Source organism: Vulcanisaeta sp. (assembly GCF_049966235.1).
Classification (GTDB): Archaea; Thermoproteota; Thermoprotei; order Thermoproteales; family Thermocladiaceae; genus Vulcanisaeta; species Vulcanisaeta moutnovskia.
Window position 1 is genome coordinate 83,024 of the sequence record NZ_JBMFVA010000004.1, and the last position, 19,778, is coordinate 102,801.

17 protein-coding genes are annotated in these 19,778 nt (G+C 41.0%); 12 read left to right on the forward strand and 5 right to left on the reverse strand.

What is annotated here, in order from left to right; genetic code table 11:
* The first annotated feature begins 71 nt into the window (after positions 1–71).
* Both ACP5L5_RS04375 and ACP5L5_RS04380 read left to right on the forward strand, forming a co-directional pair.
* The gene (locus ACP5L5_RS04375) at positions 72–1,268 is read left to right on the forward strand and encodes an enolase C-terminal domain-like protein (RefSeq protein ID WP_428761918.1); all 1,197 of its coding nucleotides are present in this window, start codon (positions 72–74) and stop codon (positions 1,266–1,268) included.
* Positions 1,269–1,314: 46 nt separating this feature from the next.
* Entirely contained in the window at positions 1,315–1,692 is a 378-nt protein-coding gene (locus ACP5L5_RS04380) for a hypothetical protein (RefSeq protein ID WP_428761920.1), read from the forward strand.
* Here the strand turns inward: ACP5L5_RS04380 and ACP5L5_RS04385 are convergent.
* Positions 1,675–2,913 carry an MFS transporter gene (locus ACP5L5_RS04385; RefSeq protein ID WP_428761922.1) on the reverse strand — a complete coding sequence of 413 codons (1,239 nt, stop codon included), beginning with the start codon at positions 2,911–2,913 and terminating at the stop codon, positions 1,675–1,677. The genes ACP5L5_RS04380 and ACP5L5_RS04385 overlap by 18 nt on opposite strands.
* A 19-nt stretch (positions 2,914–2,932) precedes the next feature.
* Positions 2,933–3,754, reverse strand: coding sequence for an ABC transporter substrate-binding protein (locus tag ACP5L5_RS04390; protein ID WP_013605664.1), 822 nt, complete (start codon positions 3,752–3,754; stop codon positions 2,933–2,935).
* 208 nt (positions 3,755–3,962) lie between these two features.
* Between ACP5L5_RS04390 and ACP5L5_RS04395 the strand changes: the two genes are divergently transcribed.
* The 7 genes from ACP5L5_RS04395 to ACP5L5_RS04425 all read left to right on the forward strand — a co-directional run bounded on the left by ACP5L5_RS04395 (position 3,963) and on the right by ACP5L5_RS04425 (position 11,691).
* Positions 3,963–4,895, forward strand: a complete 933-nt coding sequence (locus ACP5L5_RS04395; RefSeq protein ID WP_428761924.1) for a hypothetical protein — start codon at positions 3,963–3,965, stop codon at positions 4,893–4,895.
* A gap of 32 nt (positions 4,896–4,927) precedes the next feature.
* On the forward strand, positions 4,928–5,263 hold the full coding sequence (locus ACP5L5_RS04400) for a hypothetical protein (protein WP_428761925.1): 336 nt from the start codon (positions 4,928–4,930) through the stop codon (positions 5,261–5,263).
* Between the two features lie 118 nt (positions 5,264–5,381).
* Entirely contained in the window at positions 5,382–6,923 is a 1,542-nt protein-coding gene (locus ACP5L5_RS04405; protein WP_428761927.1) for an aldehyde dehydrogenase family protein, read from the forward strand.
* A gap of 332 nt (positions 6,924–7,255) precedes the next feature.
* Positions 7,256–8,926: a hypothetical protein gene (locus ACP5L5_RS04410; RefSeq protein WP_428761929.1), complete on the forward strand. Its 1,671-nt coding sequence runs from the start codon at positions 7,256–7,258 to the stop codon at positions 8,924–8,926.
* A gap of 233 nt (positions 8,927–9,159) precedes the next feature.
* Positions 9,160–9,540 (forward strand): DUF779 domain-containing protein, encoded by a 381-nt coding sequence (locus ACP5L5_RS04415; protein ID WP_428761931.1) that lies wholly within the window; start codon positions 9,160–9,162, stop codon positions 9,538–9,540.
* 59 nt (positions 9,541–9,599) lie between these two features.
* The gene (pcm, locus tag ACP5L5_RS04420; RefSeq protein ID WP_428761933.1) at positions 9,600–10,247 is read left to right on the forward strand and encodes a protein-L-isoaspartate O-methyltransferase; all 648 of its coding nucleotides are present in this window, start codon (positions 9,600–9,602) and stop codon (positions 10,245–10,247) included.
* 37 nt (positions 10,248–10,284) lie between these two features.
* Positions 10,285–11,691 carry an MFS transporter gene (locus ACP5L5_RS04425; protein ID WP_428761934.1) on the forward strand — a complete coding sequence of 469 codons (1,407 nt, stop codon included), beginning with the start codon at positions 10,285–10,287 and terminating at the stop codon, positions 11,689–11,691.
* Between the two features lie 106 nt (positions 11,692–11,797).
* On the opposite strand, the gene ACP5L5_RS04430 is transcribed toward ACP5L5_RS04425, so the two are convergent.
* Both ACP5L5_RS04430 and udp read right to left on the reverse strand, forming a co-directional pair.
* Positions 11,798–13,240 (reverse strand): purine-cytosine permease family protein, encoded by a 1,443-nt coding sequence (locus ACP5L5_RS04430; protein WP_428761936.1) that lies wholly within the window; start codon positions 13,238–13,240, stop codon positions 11,798–11,800.
* Positions 13,241–13,245: 5 nt separating this feature from the next.
* Complete coding sequence (udp, locus tag ACP5L5_RS04435) at positions 13,246–14,079, reverse strand: uridine phosphorylase (RefSeq protein ID WP_428761938.1); 834 nt, start codon at positions 14,077–14,079, stop codon at positions 13,246–13,248.
* A 51-nt stretch (positions 14,080–14,130) separates the two neighbouring features.
* On the opposite strand from udp, the gene ACP5L5_RS04440 reads away from it, so the two are divergent.
* From ACP5L5_RS04440 to ACP5L5_RS04450, 3 genes are read left to right on the forward strand one after another with little or no spacing between them, the layout of a single operon-like run.
* On the forward strand, positions 14,131–15,555 hold the full coding sequence (locus tag ACP5L5_RS04440; RefSeq protein ID WP_428761940.1) for a phosphoglucomutase/phosphomannomutase family protein: 1,425 nt from the start codon (positions 14,131–14,133) through the stop codon (positions 15,553–15,555).
* 46 nt (positions 15,556–15,601) lie between these two features.
* On the forward strand, positions 15,602–16,477 hold the full coding sequence (locus ACP5L5_RS04445; RefSeq protein WP_428761942.1) for a hypothetical protein: 876 nt from the start codon (positions 15,602–15,604) through the stop codon (positions 16,475–16,477).
* A gap of 22 nt (positions 16,478–16,499) precedes the next feature.
* Positions 16,500–18,782: a DEAD/DEAH box helicase gene (locus ACP5L5_RS04450; RefSeq protein ID WP_428761944.1), complete on the forward strand. Its 2,283-nt coding sequence runs from the start codon at positions 16,500–16,502 to the stop codon at positions 18,780–18,782.
* On the opposite strand, the gene ACP5L5_RS04455 is transcribed toward ACP5L5_RS04450, so the two are convergent.
* Complete coding sequence (locus ACP5L5_RS04455) at positions 18,760–19,770, reverse strand: lysylphosphatidylglycerol synthase transmembrane domain-containing protein (RefSeq protein ID WP_428761946.1); 1,011 nt, start codon at positions 19,768–19,770, stop codon at positions 18,760–18,762. The genes ACP5L5_RS04450 and ACP5L5_RS04455 overlap by 23 nt on opposite strands.
* Positions 19,771–19,778: the final 8 nt, after the last annotated feature.

Sequence of the window (19,778 nt, forward strand, 5' to 3'; positions counted from 1 at the left end):
TCATTACAATTAGTCGCTTTAAATCTTTATTACAAAACCAAACTTAAATATAGGGGCATTATCAGGACTATATGGTCACAATTAAGGATATAGAAATATACCCAGTTAGTGACCTGGCAACTGCAAAAGCCTCTCCATGGGCCTCCGTCTCAATAATAATAAGAGTCGTCACGAATGATGGACAAGTTGGTCATGGGGAGGCAGTACCAACACTTAGGGTCAACCAGGTTGTTAAGGCCATTGAGGAGGTTAGGAGGTTCATGATTGGTAAGGATCCATTCAGGATTGAGTACCTATTCAGGGAGTGGTATAAGCACGAGTTCTACATTAGCCGTTCATTTGAGGCGGCTACGGCATATAGCGCCGTTGATATTGCCCTACACGACCTGCTGGGTAAATACCTTGGTGCGCCAATTTATCAATTAATTGGTGGTTTGGTTAATGATAAGATTAAGGCCTACGCAAACGGTTGGTATAGTGATTGCGTAACACCAGACGACTTTGCTAAGAGAGCTAAGGAGGTTGTTTCCATGGGCTTTAAGGCCATGAAGTTTGATCCTTTTGGTCCATACTTTGACCAAATGGATGAGGAGGGTCTTGAGGAGGCCGTTGAACGTGTCAGGGCTGTCAGGGAGGCTGTGGGTAAGTACGTGGACATACTTATTGAGACTCATGGTAGGTTTGATGTGAATACTGCCGTTAGAATGGTTAAGGCCATGGAGGAGTTCAATCCATTGTTTGTGGAGGAGCCTGTTCATCCCGATCTAAATTTTGAGGGTTTGGCTAAGATAAAGGCCGCCGCACCCACTGTAAGGATTGCTGTAGGTGAGAGAATAATTAGTGTGGAGGAAGCATTACAACTTCTTGAGAGGGGGTTAGTCGATGTCTTACAGCCTGACATAACAAATGCCCTAGGCTTCACTGGTATGACTAGGATTAGGGCGTTAACCGAGGCATACGGTATCGAATTAGCACCACATAATGCCTTTGGACCTGTGCAACATGCCGCAACTCTTCAGTTCGATGCAGGTACATATAACCTATTAATTCAGGAGAGTTTCTATGAATTCTGGCCTCAGTGGAAGAGGGATCTTATTAATAATGCCATTAAACTTGAGGACGGTTACTACAGGGTACCCAATAAGCCTGGCCTTGGCATTGATGTTAATGAGAGGGTCCTCACTGAGATGAGGTTTGAGGGTATGGAGCCATTCCATGAGGAGGAGCCTGTATGGGTCATAAAGGGTACATGGAGAAAATATAGGTAGTCCTGGAGTTATTGATTTAAATAAATTATTAATTTCATTTCTTTAAATGCCAGATGACATAAACGCAGTAATAGACCAGCTTACGGATCTAGAGAAGAAGATATTAGCCCACATATATCACTACGGGCCAGACACACCCTGGTTGCTGGCCAGGAGATTACTTGGTGCGGCTGGTTGGCGACCAATAGTGCCTGAGGATGAGGTTGAGAAGGCTGTTCAGCACCTAGTCCAGCTGGGCTTGTTACAGGAGTTTAGGGGTTCGCTTAAGGGTAGGGTGACATCGTCAGTTAAACCATGGTTAAAGGTTAAACAAAGAAATCCCGAGAGACGTGGTAGAGGTATTTACTATGACTTGACGAAGATAGGTAGGAAGGTTGCTGGTGAGGTCTGGAAGAATTATGTTAGGTCAGGTCCTAAAAGATGATTGGTCTCTGTCTATGACAATTAATAGACTTAATATTGAAAGTACTAGGGATAGTAAACTCATTACTATTATTGGTATGAACCATGGATTACCTTTGAACTGTGACTCCGTGGTGCTGTAGATCTCGCCAATTATTATGACCATGAGGAACGCACCCGCCTCGGACATTAAGCCTAGTAACCCCGTTGTTGTACCTGTTATTTTTGTTCCAACAATCTCGAGGGATAATTGAAGACCTAGTGGTGCTAATGATAGTAGTAAGAATCCTATTAAGGCAGCAATTATGAAGTAAAGTATTGGGTATTGTAGTCTTATTGAGAATAGGATTAGTAGCAGTGTTAATATTGATGTATTTATCGTGAATAAACTCCTTGTGTGAAGTTTACCATATATGTATGGTATTAATATCATTCCAAGGGAACCACTAATTAACATAACCATACCCGCTAAATCACTATATATCTGAGGAATGTTTCTAGAGTATAGTATTGGTTCTATCCATTGCGTTAATGCTGCGAAGATCCCTGTGCCTACGAAGAACAATATCATGAGTATTACTATGGTTCGCATCCTCATAATGCTCATTATATCACGCATAGATATATTAGTGCTAATTTCATAACCACTATGCGTATTCACATAGGTGGTTTTGCCAATGATGATGAAGGTTATGAGTGATATCGTAGAAATTAGTGAGTATACTATTATGTTTATCATAAGGTAATTATATGATGGTGTTGGAACTAATAACGGTGATATTACCAATGCGAGTGCCATTCCTAAGATTTCACTCATAGCGCCTACGCCATTAGCCAAGGCCTGTTCATTTATTGGGAACAGTTCACCCACGAGTTTAGTGACACTATCGTAAATGAATGTTTGACCTATACCAGCTAAGCTCTGAAATAGTAATAATAGTGTGAAATCCTTACCGGCAATAAGCCTTAACCATGAGAATAATGCGATTATTGAGCCTCCTAATGATATAGTGAATCTATAACCAAGCCTATCAGCGAGTACTCCACTAATGAGTGCTAATGGTATTGATATTAATGGCCAGATCGATACCATGAGCCCAATCATCAGTAGGTTAACGTGGAAAATAAGGATCATTTGAGGAACAGCTATTCCAGAGAACTCAAGCCAGATCATCTGGGATGATGCCGTAATGAAACAATAACTTAATAGAATTGTCCATCGCCAAAAAACCGAGTCTCTCATAGAAACCATTAACTATTGGCTAAGTTAAAAATATTCTATACCAGGGATCATATAAACTTGGCCTAACAATGCTTGATGTGCCTCTTACGGTCTTTTCTCCGTTCTTTATTGCATTAATTAGCAACTGAATATCAAGTGGAAAACTCGGTCCAAAGTGTGCAAGTGTGTCATTTGGTGTGTATAGCATTGGTTTACTTATCCAATTTGTTTCCTGCGGTCTATATACCTTGGTCTTCCCCTCATAAATCACTAATTGGGGATTGGTCCTATTAACTATGTTTAGAACGTCATCCCTATTAGTGATTAGCTCAATACATTTAAGGCCCTTGACGTACTTAATACCGACCTTATCAAGTGCTGATACTATGTATGATGATTCACAAGGTATCACGTAATCCCCTAGGGATAGAACAACTAAGGTATCTCTTAAATCTATGGAGTACCTTAGTAAGTCCATGTATATGCCCATTATCCTATGCGTCTCCTCATCTAGGTCAAGTAACTTACCTATCATCTCGAAGGAGCTCATTACTGCATTTAAATTTACGGGCATTGGTACCGCAAGTACGGAGGCAATACTACTCATTGGTTCAACCAGCTGCCGTTGCACTGGGTATGAGAGTATTACTAAGTCGGGGTTCAGTTTCTTAATTGCTTCAATATCCGCTGAGGTAAATGAGCCTATTTTAATGGTCCTCATGGCCTCTCTAGGCCTGTAGCTCCAGACATCGGTGCCAACTACTCTATTACCTGCGCCTATTATGAATAGGAACTCCGTTATTGATGGGTTAAGGCTTACGATCCTACGCGGTGTGTCGTCTAATGCCTTTGTTAGTAACACGGGTCTTAATAATGCATTAAAATTTTAGTTTAATGCTTGTTTATTTTCCCGATGATGAACCAGGACTTATATGATCAATGATTAGGTCTTCTCGCCACTGATTTTCAGTTGGCTCATAATTAATCATCCAATCATTAATTTAGCCATCATCATCAATTAATGTTTAAGGGAAAGGTTTATTAGTACTTTGGCCTCTCGTGGCTTGATTATGCCATTTGACAAAGTGAGTAAATCAACAAAGGAAATTAATCAATTAATTACTCCGGATTATGGAAATCATGATTATTTAATAAAACTTATCAATAAAATATCGAAATTAAGCCCAGACACCAAGGCAGTATTTTGTAAATGGGTTAAGTATGGTTTCATGGAGGGTGTTCAAGCTGAGATATTGCCAATGGGTACCGTAATAATTACTGACTGGTCCTCAGAAATTGATCCTATGATTCATGACCTAATAAACAATAAAGTGGCTACCCTAAATAATGATGGTTTTGTGGAAATACCGCAAATGATGGCACTTGCTGACCAAATTAACCTAGACCTGGCGTGTGACTTTGATGATGGGCATCTAATTATTGATGAAGAGGTTATCTACCCAAGTCCAATGATAATGAGACTACCGCACTCGAAGGAGGTGATTGAAGAACCATATGATGATCTAACACGCTTATTGGCATCTAACATGAAGAAGCTTGATTATTACTTAAATGGTAAGATCATGCATGTTGGGATCAATGTTAAATCCCTTGGTATAATGAATACCATAGTGTTTAAGAATCCAATTGATGTTCTCATAATAACTAATAATAAGTACTTAATAGCGCACAAGGTGCTAGATCCAAGTAAGACAGTGCATAGGGGTTTATCAGCATTGGAGAGCTATTTAATGGATGGTATGGACTACGCAATACTTATTCATAGGTACACGTATTACGAGGCCCATGTGGAGACCTTCAATAAAATAATGAGTAGGCCGTACATAAGGGATTCGGGCTTCGCCGTGGTTCCTAACGAATTAGACTACATAATATTCTTTAAGTGGCCCAGGTATAACACAATAATGAGCAAGTCTCAAAGCGTGGTTAGTAGGCGGTCGTTAATTAGTGGCATAGTTAATTTCATGCTTAATGCCCGTTAAACATTTATTACTATTAATCACGTTTTGATTTAATGTCATTAGTTTGGGTTTATCACGGAAATGAGTATAAAAGAGTCTCGGATTTAAATCCAAACCAAGTAATGCTTATGATAAATAATAGTTGTGACGGTATTAGGCAATTAGTTAATTATGTAATTAATAATGTACTCTCTGTAAGCGACTATAGAGGTGTAACGGCAAGAATCTACAGGGGTAATGACGAGCATTTAATACACTTTTTCATTAATCTAGTAAATGGTAATGAGGAAGTCATGATATTAGTATCGAGAAATCCAGCCGATACATTGTTCAATTATTATACGTCAGCATCTCCAGAGAATATTATTGAATGTAGTTATGGTAAATAATGACTTAATTATTATTTTATTAATCTATTTTGATAAATATTATATAAATAATCAATACATTGTTAAATAATAGAGTAGATCAGTAATACTTATTAATAAGCGGATGCACTAGTGTCTAATGCCTACGGTATCTTATGGGAAGTTTACCCTGGAAATACCCGTTAGGGTCAAGTTGTTCATAGATGGTGAAGAGGTATCCTCAAGCAAGGGTAAGACATTCACAAGGGAGAATCCCGCACAGTTTGATCAAACAATAGCAATTATTGAGGAGGCATCCACGGATGACCTTAATAGGGCTATTGACCTGGCTAGGGAGGTATTTGACAAGGATAAGTATGGTTGGGTCACGAACTATAGGCAGAGAGTTAGGATCCTATATAAGACTTCCGAAATAATTAGGGAGGAGGCCGAGAGAATCGCAGTTACCGTAGCTCTCGAGAATGGAATGCCAATTAGGCAGGCTAAGGCGCACGTGCTTGCCGCTGCTGAGATCTTCGAGTTCTATGCTGGCCTTGCCGATAAGGTCTATGGTGATTCAATAGTTCTCAGTAATGGTAATGTATCACTAATATTTAAGGAACCAGTTGGAGTAGTCGCCGCAGTATCCCCATGGAACTTCCCAATGACCCAGGCAGCCAGGAAAATAGCGCCGGCATTGGCTACGGGTTGTACGGTAGTTTGGAAACCAGCCAGCTATACACCAATGAGTGCCATGGAGATCTATAGGGCATTAGCTAAGGCCGGGCTTCCTAAGGGTGTGGTCAGCGTCATTTATGGCCCTGGGGCCACTGTTGGTAATGACTTAGTTAGGCATCAAAGGATTGATTATGTAAGTTTCACTGGTGAGACAACAACGGGTAAGTTAATCATGCAGCAGGCAGCAGCTGGCGTTAAGAGGATTGGACTCGAGCTCGGCGGTAAGAACCCAGCTCTTGTATTTGATGATGCGAACATTGAGGAGACCGTTAGGGCAATAGTATTTGGCGGTCTCAGGAACACTGGACAAGCCTGTGGTGCAATAAGTAGGGTGTTGGTTCACGAGGGTGTTCATGAAAAACTGGTTAATAGGTTAGCTGAGGTTGCTAGGGGATTGATTATTGGTTATCCACTTGATGATAATACTGACATGGGTCCACTGGTCTCTAAGTCTCAGGAGGAGAAGGTGCTTGGTTACATAGACTTTGGCAAGAAGGCAGGCTTTAAGGTGGCTCTTGATGGTGGCAAGTTAAGCAGTGGAATTTATGACAAGGGCTACTTCGTAAGTCCCGTAATATTTGATAACGTTGATCCCAAGAGCAGGCTTGCTCAGGAGGAGATATTTGGCCCAGTCATTGCGGTCATACCATTTAGAACGGAACAGGAGGCCATCGAGATAGCGAATAACGTGATTTACGGACTCACAGCGTCCATATTCACCAAGGACCCAGCAAAAGCCCTCAGGGTAGCCAGGAAGCTTCAGGCAGGTACTGTATGGATTAACGATGCCTACACACAACCAACAGAAGGCATCTGGGGCGGGTATAAGCAGTCCGGTATTGGACGTGAGCTTGGTCTCTACGGTCTTGAGGAGTTCCTTGAGATTAAGCAGGTCTATGTCGATACCACGGGTAGCCTTGATAGGCCGCACTGGAGGACTGTGATGAAGATCGATAAGTTATGAGTAAGTATCTATTAACGAGTTTGAATTAAAACTGATTTTATTTAATTTTCTACTTAATAACTAGTAAGATATTTTTAATATTACTATGGAATCTTATTGAATATTATTTAATAGTGAACAGCATATAATGATTAAGTGAGTACTAAGTAATCTTGCGAATCCTGATGTTCCCTAAGGGCATCGTAATTATGAGTGATATATTATCGAGTGCATTTAATTGCTTTATGATTAAAGTCTAATGATGATTTATATAAAATAATTTTTCAATTCTGCTCGATTCTTTTTTATGAACAACCAGAGTAAAAAAGTGTAGTTATGCTTTAGTGATGGTTATGAGTTCCAGATTCAGGTTGCTATTTATAATCGTCTTAGTAATCGTGAGCATATCCATTGCAGCCATATTTGTTACATACTCACCAAGGTTCTTTACTCCGCGTGAAACTATGAGTAAGGTGGACAATGCTATGGTTAACAGGTCATCACTAATAAGTTTAAATATGCCAATCTACGTGATTGGTACATCAACACTGGTTCAGAAGTTAGTCGATATTGGCATTAATCAGTCGCTTATTAGGTCTGTAGGTCTTAACCAACTCGCTGAACTACCCAATGATAGTGTTATTATGATTGATTGGTCTTTGATTAAGTCAAGTCTCGTCATTGGTGATCCAATGAATAAAGTAACCATTAATTTAACCAGTCCTATTATTCATGTGTTAGCTGGTGTTATCGCTAAGGGGGATGTTGTGGGCATTTATGCTAATGGAAGTGATGAGGGTGTTGTTGAGTTTGTGTTAGCTTATTCATGGGCAGTAGCCACAAATAATAGGCTATTACTTAACTTGGGAAAACCGAGCAACGATTACCTAATAGCGTATCCAATAATACCGGTTAATACTCACCAGCCTATGGTAATCATAGTTAGACGTGTTGGGATTGGAGGACTAGTAATAGGCCCAGTATACTTAAACCAACTACCAATGGTCATAACGAATATAATGAAACCAGCAGCAATGGTTACAACTAGTAATGTTAATGTTATTGATACGGAGGATCCATGTTATGCTGAGTATACTAAATTCGAAGGCGCCGGTTACACAAATCCGGCGCCTGGAATATACGTGAGTGGTAATGGGACATTAGTATGGGCAGCACCTATGTTCTCTCCAGGTCCATATAGTGCTAATGGTATAGAGGCTTACATGGATGGTAATGGAACATATTATTGGGATACTTGCCTTGTAGCGAACAATCTTATTACTGAAACAAATACTGGACTTTATTATTTCCCTATTAATGTCCTTGGATATGAAGCCTACATCGAGAGTACAACTATGTATGATAATGGTGGTCGTGTAGATTATCAGGTTGGTGCCATTGACTATTACTCCGGTTATCAATTATTTAATGAGGGTATAACTGATGCCCTGGTTGGTGATCAAACCGGTGCTTTTAGCACTAATTCGTGGAATCCACCGCCAACAAGTAGTACGAGTAATTACGAAGTATTCCTTGGCTTATATTTGGGGGAGGTACCATCTGTCACAGTTGGAATAGACCTTCCTCTTGGTGGTAGTGAGACCATTAGTGCTTCGCAAAATCCTGCAGGGTCCACAGTATTATACGATACATACATACAAGTGCCTAATATTACGTGGACGTTTAGCATAGGCTATGGTGCTAATAACGAGGCATTTCCAAACTCCTTTGAAGATCAAACGCCAGCTGCCGTATATATACCAAATCTGTCGTCTCCATATATTTATGCTCAGTTTAACATTGACTTTGAAAATAATGCTATGACTGCATATTATCCATGTCTTTATGATACTGTTCAAATAATTTGGGTCGATACTACGTGGGATATTGTTGTAGTTCCACAGTCAAGCGGTACAGTGAGTCTCTCACAGTCAGGTCTTATATTAAATAATGTGAATGCACCACCTAACACTTACATAACCGGTATTGCATCATATACAACGTATATAATATGTAGAACTTAATGGCGTGGTAATCAATAATTTCGTTTCGTCAAAACAATATGTTACCTAAATACTCCTTCCTATAACTTGGGTAAATTTGGTACGGAATAATAACAAGTCACGATTACGAATGGTTTTAAATTAATAAAGCGTAAATTTTATTATTATTCACAGTTATCTATTGAATATATTTTATTAATTTAACCATTAAATGATCAGTAAAATTTTTAAGTTAGACATCCACATGCGGGAATGTGTTGAATGTTAGTGTTGAGTTTGGGGATGATGTTAAGGAATTGATTAGGAATATGAAGGAGAAGTATGGTGATATTATCATAATTCTCGGGCATGGCTGTTGTTCACCCACTGAGCCACAGATATATAGGGCTAGTGATTTCATTGTTGGTAGTGATTATGTTGAGGTTGGTAGGATTGATGATGTGCCATTCTACATAGAGCGTAACCTTGCGGAGTCCTACAATGGTTGGATTCTCACGCTTAAGGTCGAGCCGCTTAATGGTGTTATTGATGACTCATTCTCACTTGATGTGCTTGAGGGCGTGAGGTTAAGGCTTGGTTTTAAGGCTATGAAGGTTTCATTATCGAAGAACCTAAGCATGGAGTTTCCCCAATAATGGCGATTAGGTTATTGAGTGAGAAGAGTTATTTAGGATAGTGCAAATAAGTAATTGTAATGATTGATTTTGCGTCAGCAAGGAGGAGACTAATCAACATACTTAAGGACGAGGGGATAATTAAGAGTGACAGGGTCGAGAGGGCAATGCTTAATGTACCCCGTGAGGAATTCCTGCCAAGTTACCTAAGGCTGTATGCCTATGAGGATACACCATTGGAAATAATGTATGGTCAAACAATATCTGCGCCTCACATGGTTGCAATGATGTGTGAATTACTTGAGCTTAAGCCAGGGCTTAGGATCTTAGAGGTTGGTACAGGTACTGGTTATCATGCTGCTGTGTGTGCTGAGGCAATGGAGAGGATGGGCACAGTATATACGATTGAATATTACCCAGGACTTGCGCTTTATGCAGTCCAAAGCCTGGCTAGGTTAGGTTATTTAGATAATGTTCATGTGTTTATTGGTGATGGGTCCAGAGGACTGCCAAGGTATGCACCGTTTGATAGGGTATTGATCACAGCCGCCGCTCCTAAGGTACCACCTAGGTTATTCGAGCAGTTATCAAGTGATGGTATAATGGTAATACCAATTGAAGAGAGACTTACGCAGGTACTCTACGTTGTTACTAAGGAGGGCAATATACCTCGTATGAAGCCAGTAACATACGTATCCTTTGTTAAAATGAAGTATAGTGAGGAATAATGCTTATAATTCGATATTGAAAAATGAATTAATTAATATGATAAAATTGAGTAGGAATAGAAAAAGATTAATATTATTCACAACATCATTAGCTGCCTTTCAAACACCATACAATTCCACAGTACTATCCTTCATAACACCCGTACTAGGTAAATATTTCCATGCACCATTGGATGTCTTAATATATGTCCCAATAATCTACCTAATACCATTACCAACATTGATGATAACCCTAGGCAGATTAAGTGATATTTACGGCAGGGTTAAAATATTTAAGTTAGGTTTTGTACTATTTCTAATTGGTTCATTACTTGGTTCATTGGCGCCAAACATATACACATTAATAATTGCGTCGTTAGTTATGGGATTCGGTTCATCAATACTATCCCCAGGTTCTGCAGCAATCGTAAGCCAGGTGTTTCCTGAAGGCGAACGAGGATTTGCCCTTGGCATAAATGCAATGGCTGTTTACCTAGGCTTAACATCAGCCCCATTCTTCGGAGGCTTAATAACGCAGTTTCTTGGTTGGAGGTTCGTTCTCATAATAACGACAATACTAACCGTACTTGGATTTGCAATATCCTGGTTTTCAATGGAGGGTATTGAATTACCCAGGCGTGTTGTTAGGATTGATTACGTAGGCGTCATCACATTCACTACAGCAATTCTTTTAGTGGTCATGTACTTAATATTATCGGCCGTGAGTGATTGGTTATATTACCTATACCTATTAATTATTGGTTTCGCATTCTTCACGGTATTCATAATCGCTGAGAGAAGAATTAATTATCCAATGCTTGACTTAAGCTTATTCACTAGGAATATTTCATTCATGGCAGGTAACATAACAGCACTACTTAATTACATAAGCACATACTCAGTGCCATTTCTATTCTCGCTATACCTACAGGTTGTCCTTGGTTACAACCCATTCATTGCAGGTTTAATTCTAGTCTCTGAACCTATGTTCATGGCTGCATTATCACCAGTTAGCGGTAAGCTCTCAGATAAGTATGGCTCCAGGGAAATAGCAGCATTAGGTATGGGCTTAATAGGCGTGGCATTCATAATGCTCCTACTACTCAACATTAAGTATGCGATTTACGTAGCCCTCTCCCTAATGGTCCTTGGGATAGGCTTTGGCCTCTTTTCAGCACCGAATACGAATTCCGTGATGAGCTCAATCACGGCCGATAAGTATGGAATTGCCTCGGGTGTTCTAGGCACAATGCGTTTCATGGGCCAACTACTGAGTATTACCGTGGCGAGCGCCATACTCGTTAGTTACCTGGGCAGATACGCAAGTCTATATCTATTCACGGGTATAATGATGAGTAATATCACGGTATATCAATCATTCATTACAGGATTAAGGATAGTGCTAATAATATCCGCAATATTTAGTTTCATTGGTGTTTACACGTCATTATTACGTGAAAAATAAATGAAACCCATGGGTAAGGCTAGTTATGGTATGTTATTCACTAAATATGTGCGATTTGGAATGATTACTAATATGCATTTTAAGAAATACGATACATAAAGTTATACTAGGGTAATAACCATGACAATTTCTTAACCTTAATCGCTAGTAACATTAATATTAAGTACACTAAACCACCTATTAGAGCTCCTGTGTACTCAGGCGGTAGGTACTTCGGGAACGTCGTTGGTATTGCAATTGGCAAGTAATTCATTAATACACTACCAATTACGAAGGATACTATTGCAGCTATGCCAATATGTCTCAGGGGCTCCCTCGGTATATCGTAGAAGTACCTCTTAACATCATCCAGCGTGTGTACATTCCTCTTCAACCTTAAGTACCAATCGAAGATTAGTATGAATGTTAACGGGAATATTGTTAAACCCACGAAATTAAGGAAGCTCTCTATTATTGATAGTATCCATATTGAGACTATTATTGCCGCAATACCCAGTATCAAAATAGCCACTGGCTGCGTTAACCTAGCCCTAAATTCATTTCTGAACCTCCTTATCACTGGGTCTATTGCAACAAGTAAATCTATGGCTGATGGGTAGAGGTTCATTGCGTTAGTGTGTATTATCGCTAACGAAGCACCCAGGGCAGCTATTAAGACCCATGCTGGCGTTGATGGTGGGAATGATATGGCTGCAATATTCCAATTATTGGCGTAGTACTGCCCAGCGAAGCCCAATATACCCATTAGGTATATCGGTACTATGATGCCTATTGGCGTAGCTAAACCGTAGAGTATATTGACTTTACCAGAGGGCTTGGCGAATCTAGACGTTGTTGAGGTCTTATAAGCCCATGATAGTGCTCCAAAGGCGAGCATTAAGTCTATGGCAGCGCCCCATTGGGCGTTTGCGCTTGATGCTGTTGACCAGAGAGTTGACCATGAGACGTGGTAATGAATTATTAAGTAGTATGTTAGTACAGCGTAACTTATTAGTAGTATTATCGAGGTGTATCTGTAGAAGTACTCCAGCCATTTAAACCCAAGTATTACCAGGAATATCTGTATTGTGCCCATTATTATGTACCAATACATAATCGGCGTGTGGGTCACCGCAGATAATATTTCTGAGCCTACGGCATTGTTCAGGGCAAACCAACCAATGTTTATCACTGTGTATAACAATGAGAGGGCCTGCGCGGTTCCGTAACCAAAGGTCTTCCTGGCGATCACAAGTGCCGTTAATGGTATTTGCCTACCCATTTCCGAGAATAGTAGTGTTGGTATTACACCAAGTATGAAGGCGAGGGTTATTGCTATGAGCATACCTCTGAGACCAAGGTTAAAGAGTAGGTAACCAGCAAGAGGTGTCGCGGCTGATGCGGATGCCATCGCCCAAAATATGAATAGGTTGTACGCCTTATACCTCCTTAGTCTAGATGGTATTGGCAGCACGCCTATAGTCTCTAACTCCTTACCGAACCTACCAAACTCAGGTAAACCCTTAGCCAACTCCTCAAGCTTCTTCTCATCAAACTCCTCCAGTACCATGCAAATCATCTCTTCATCCATTCCCTAATCACATTAATCGCCAGGTACCTAAGCCCCAGGTTTGCCTTAATGCCATCCCACTCATATAGTATCCTAATGGCTTCATTGGCCACCCTAATAGCATCATCAACTCCAGCGTCTGGTACAAATTCATTGGTTTTCCTATTTGCTATGGCAGCCATAATACCCCCAGCTCTTGCTCCATGGATATTGGCTATGGTGTATATAGTCGCGGCTTCCATCTCGAAGTTGAGTATGTTCATTGATGATAAGGTATTAACGAGATCTCTTGACCAAGGTGGCTGGTAGTCCTTAAAACCTGGCCTGCCCTGCCCAACATAGAAGTCTGCGGTTGATGCTGTTAAGCCAACGTGATACCTAACGCCCAGCGTTTCTGCGGCTGTTACCAGGGCTAGTATGACATCGTAACTAGCTATAGCCGGGTATTCAGGCATTGCATAGGCGTTGCTAGCTCCGTCAAATCTAACGGCCCCTGTATTTATTATAACGTCACCAATCCTAATCCAGTCATGTAATGCTCCTGTGGTTCCGACCCTGATGAAGGTGTTAGCACCAAGCGTGAGTAACTCCTCAATGGCTATTGCCGCTGCTGGTCCACCAATCCCAGTGGATACGGCCGATATTGGCGCGCCCTTGTAGATACCCGTGTATGTCACATACTCCCTATGCGCAGCCACAGCACGGGCAGAATCCCAATACTTGGCGATTCTAGGCACTCTATCAGGGTCACCAGGTGTTAAAACATATGGTGCTATATCGCCAGGTCCAGCCATTAAGTGGTATACCTTTGTACCCACTGTTGGTCTTAATGCTGCCATTAGCTGGCAAACAATGATAATTTTTAAAGAATTATCTTTAACATAAATAAAATGAATATGAAAATGGCATTTCACTTTGGTACTGATGGTGTGCGTGGTGTGATTGATAGGGATTTTAATGAGGGGCTTGTAGCAATACTTGCTGAGTCCACCTTTCGTTATTGGTCACGCAGGTATGGGTTAAGGAGACTGCTCATTGGTTATGATGTTAGGAAAAAATCCAGGGATTACGCAAATGTAGTTGCAAGTGTTGCTGCTGAGTATGGTGTTGACACCATAATTACAGAGAGGCCTACGCCAACTCCTGTAGTTGCTTGGTATGGTTCTCGCTTTGGTTTTGATCTCATTATTCAGATCACCGCCAGTCACAACCCACCAATATACAATGGCTTTAAGGTAATAACGAGTAAGGGGTCGCCGGCTTCGGATGAGGATACGAGTGAAATAGAGAGGCTGTATGGCCAGGAGTGGCAGGATATTGTTAGGTCAGTATCGAGTATTAGGGTTGTGAAGCCTCAATTAGTAGATCCGGGTCCTCAATACGTGGATCACGTGATTAATGATGTTCTCAAAATGTTTAAGCCGAGAAATAGGTTGAGGGTTGTCGTTGATCCCTTATTTGGTACGGCGATTAATTACACCGCTAGAATACTTAGGGAGTTGGGTATGGAGGTTGTTGAGGTTCATAATAACTATGACCCAAACTTTGGAGGTAGGAACCCCAATCCAGAGTCTGAGAATATACATGATACAATTCAGGAGGTTGTGGGTAAGGGTTATGATGTTGGTATTGCGCATGATTGTGACGCGGATAGGATAGCAGCTGTTGATCCTACCCATGGCTACTTAAGCCCGAATAACGTGATAACAATTGTACTTGAGCACTTAGTCAGGAGAGGCGTTATTAGGAGGGGTGTTGTTAGGGCAATATCAACGACACACATTGTTGATTCAATAGCTAGTAAGTATGGGATTAGGGTTTATGAGGTTCCCGTTGGCTTCAAGCACTCAGTTAAGCACTTAATTAGTGGCGATGCTGAGGTTGCCGGTGAGGAGAGTAGTGGATTGGCATACTCGTGGCATGTGCCTGATAAGGACGGCATATACACCGCGGCGTTACTAACGATGATAGCCTCTGAGCAAGGTAGCTTAGTTAACGTATTTGATGAGATAATTAAGGAATATGGCAAGTCATTCTATAGGAGGGTTGATGTACCGCTTAATAATGGTAAGGATTTTGTCATTAGGAGTAGGGAGGTCATCGTCGAGAGGCTTCATAACATAGGTAGTATTAGGCAGGTAATAACCATCGATGGTGTTAAGGTTGTCTTTAGCGATAATTCCTGGATCCTAATCAGGGGTAGCGGTACCGAGCCCAAGTTGAGGATTTATGCCGAGGCATTCTCAGAGGATAGGTTGAACCAGATGGTTGATTACGCAGTCTCATTGATTAGGTCCCTTGGTTTGAAGCCGTAGTATTAATAGCTAAGGTTAATAATGATGCATTATTAGTACTCGTAATGTGAGGATATTCATTAAGTGGTGCGGACTGCCTTGGTGCATGTTCGCGGGTTCCTGGTTATTTGAGGGTTTGGAAGTTATTAAGTATGTTAGGGATGCCACGCCAATAGTGCCGCCTGAGTCCATAGTGGAATTGAACAATATTAGTGGCGATATACTCAGGCAATTATTAAGTAGGCTTAGGCAATTAATATCATTAGCCAGTGCGGTTGCTTGGTCTAAGAAAGTTGGTCTTAGGGTCCTCATCTATGGCTCAGCAATATCCGAGCCAATTAATGACTTCATTAGGGCGGCGTTGGCGGGTGGTGCGGATGGCGTATTAACGGATGACTTCATTGGCATTAATAGTGACCTTATTGATGTTGTTCACGTTAATCAAAGGATTAGTAATAATTCCGTGAATTACATAATACTGAGTCCCGACAAGCCATATCCGCAGTTGATTAAGCCGTATGGGATAATCATTAAGGATGCCATTATTGATAAAGACTGGTTATTACGGTTTAGGGACAGGGTTAGGTCAGTTTACGATAATAAGGAATTCCTGGTAATGCTTGATAGTGCTTCGTTAAAGAGGGAGATCATTGAGGAGCTGTCGAATGTAATCGATGGCATAGTTATTACGGAAATTCCAAGCATTGTCTCCCTGGATTTCGATGAGTATAGGGCTTTCAGTGTTTTTAGGTGCGTTAATTGCTATGTTGATTTTGAGACTGAGGGCGAGATTAGGAAATGCCCTAGATGTGGCAGTAGGTTGAGACCGATAATTAGGCATTGGGATAAGTTAATGATGATCGAGCCAAAGGTGCTCAGGCTTAAGGCAAATGATGAAATCGAACATATGCGCATAAATCCACCCAAAGTTATTAATTCCTAGTGTAAACTATGGCCTTAGTGCAATGATCAGGAACGACAGACTTGTGGTTGCCAAGTACATGCTTGAGGATGAATTCATAGGCGAACTAGGTAGTGACAGGGCTAGGATTATTCTATATGTACATGAGGACAAGCCCTCAGAGCCTAGTTATGGACCCTCCATAGATTCCCTGGACTTACCGAGGGAATTAACAAATAGATTAAAGGGTATTGGTATTGATAGGCTCTATGATTTTCAGTGGCAGGCTTATCAGGCTATTATTAATGGTGATAATACGGTGATAATGGCTGGAACGGGTGTTGGTAAGACAGAGGCGTTTTTACTGCCGTTAATATCAATGATGAGTAGGGAGGATATCAAGGTAATAATAATGTACCCGACAAAGGCCCTTGCCAGGGATCAATTACTAAGGATGCAGCGATATCTCTCTGCGATTGATATATCAGTAATGCCGTACGATGGCGATACACCCAGTAATGCTAGGTCTAGGATTTACTCCTCACCGCCAAGCATTCTCATTACGAACCCAGACATGGTTAGCGAGGCGCTATCTCACGTTAGTAAATTTAGGGAGCTCCTTCATGAGTATAAGGTAGTAGTGCTGGATGACTTCCATGTTTATAATGGCGTTTTTGGAGCACATGTTCATTACGTACTTAAAAGAATGAGGAGGTTCATGAGGAATTGGCAGTTCGTAGTTTCCACAGCAACCGTGGGTAATCCACTGGACTTCGCCAGGGAATTGCTTGATGTTGGTAATGCTACATTGATAAGAGGACCTGAGGGTAGGAGAGGTTTAGTTAGGCATGTCCTAATAAGCCCAATAACTAGGAGTAGGCTTGCCGAGGCAGCAGAGTTGGCTAGGACATGTATAAAGAGGGATATGAAGTGCCTCGTCTTTGCTGATAGTCATAGGTTCGTTGAGTTAATTAAGAGGTTTGTTGATAAGGCTGGGTTTGGTGATAGGGTTAGGGTTCATAGGGCTGGGCTCACTATTGAGGAGAGGCATGAGGTCGAGGACGGCTTTAAGGAGGGCAGGTACCTAGTATTACTATCCACGCCAACCCTGGAAATGGGTATTGATGTTGGTGACGCTGATGTTGCGGTTATGGCAACAATACCACCCAGCTACTCGAAGTACCTGCAGAGGAGCGGTAGGGTTGGTAGAAGAGGCCAGAGGGCTTATGTGGTTCAGGTTCTTGGTGATGATCCAATGAGTACTTACTATAGTTCAAACCCACGTGAATTCTACACGAGGAGACCTGAGGATTTATATGTTGAGTGGAGGAATGATGAGATTGCAAGAAGGCACTGCCTATTAATGGTTTATGAAAGACCCGTGAGAAGCGGCTCTGTGGATATTTACTGTGAAGAAATCCTTAAGTCATTAGTTAATGATGGCCTAGTCGAGGTTAGGGGTAATTACTACGTCGTGAGTGGTAGAGGTCGTGATGCCGTTAAGGCAATACACGGTATTAGAGGTATTGGTGATGTGATTAGGATTGTTGAGGGCAAGAAAGTCGTGGGTCATAGGGAGTTGCCCATGGCATTGAGGGAGCTTCATGACGGCGCCATCTATCTCCATGGCGGTAGGGTTTATGAGGTTTATAGACTTGATTTAAGAAATAGGGTTGCCCAGGTGAGGAAGTTACCAAGTGATTATGATCTCTATACCACAGCTCTCTATAATTCAGAGCCCAAGATTGATGATATTATTGAGGATGGTTTAATAAATTCTGTGCCTTATCAATACGTTAATTTAACGATTAGGGAAATCGTTCATGGGTACTTGGTTAAGAGGTTTGGCAGTGGTGAGGTTGTGGAGAAGAGGGAATTTAGTGAACCGTTCACGTATGAGTTCAGGACAAAGGGTGTAGTCATTTATGCCCCATTCATAACCTTCAGTCCATTTGAGAATGTGGATATTGTTGAGAGGGGCAAGGCATATCACGCCGCTGAGCACATAATCATTATGGTTGGTGAGAACGTAATTGGTGCGGGACCTACGGACTTAGGCGGTATTTCATATCCAACAGGGCATATAATAATCTATGACTCATACCCCGGTGGATCTGGCACTGCTAAGATGCTCACTAGGAGGATCAATGAAGTACTCAAGATATCACTTGGTGTATTAACTCATTGCACATGCACTGATGGTTGCCCTAAGTGTGTTTATTCGCCGTATTGTGGTAATGATAATCATTACTTATCCAGGAAAAACGCAATAAGGGTTATTGATTCAATAATTAAGGGTGCGTCGTCGAGGATCACGGAATTACCTACCGAGAGCTCCTATGATTAGTATTGATCATTGTTAACTTCCTGGATATACTGAGGAATGCGGGCATTAGTATAATCAGCGGCACTATGTACGTTATTGCCCTAAACCAAACATCATAAATTAAGTAATAATTACCTAGGCCGAGGCTATTTAGTACATATAGGTTCGCGAGTTCCCCAATGCCGGCTGATCCAGGTAATACTGATACGTATGTAAGGATTACATATGACGATGAGATTAAAATCCCAGTGATGAGTCCAATGTGAACACCGAATGCGTAGAATATTAGCATTACATTGAGACCTGACAGAAACCATTGGGTAATGGATATTATAAAAAGTGCCAAGTTCTCAAGTGGCGTGAATTTCAGTCCATAAGTTTCATTTTGATTTATTAATATGAAATTACCTACAAACTTAATACGTAAACTTATGTACCTAAATATACGTTCAATATATCCACCCAGCCTTGCGTTTACTATTGTTATGAAGAGTACAGTATAGGCAATAAGTAGTATTAATGCCACTATGAGTGCTATTATCGGTACCGTCACAAGATTAAATAGGTAAAGCACGAGTATTATGGACGTCAGTGTTATTGTATCGATAGTATAACGAAGCACAACACCCTCAGTGGCTCTGGTCGTTGGCAACCCCTTATATGTTAAGTAGGCTATCGACACGGCCTCACCACCTATGTAGAAACCTGGTATTAGTAATGATGTGAATGTTTGGGCTGCAGCTATTTTGATTAATTCCGTGGTTTCTATTTTATAGCCCATGCCCCTATTAAAAATAATACTAAGTCTAATCCCAATGAGTATTAATTGAGTTAGATATATGAGTTCAGATTCGATGAGGTAGAATGGGTACCTAGGCATTTCATATCTAGACGTGGCTAGGCCTGACTTTATCAGTATTATTATTGTAATTATTATCGTAACTATTGAAATAACTATGAATAGGGCATCCCTACGCCAATCCTCACTAATACGATTACGTTCACTCAACTTAATTA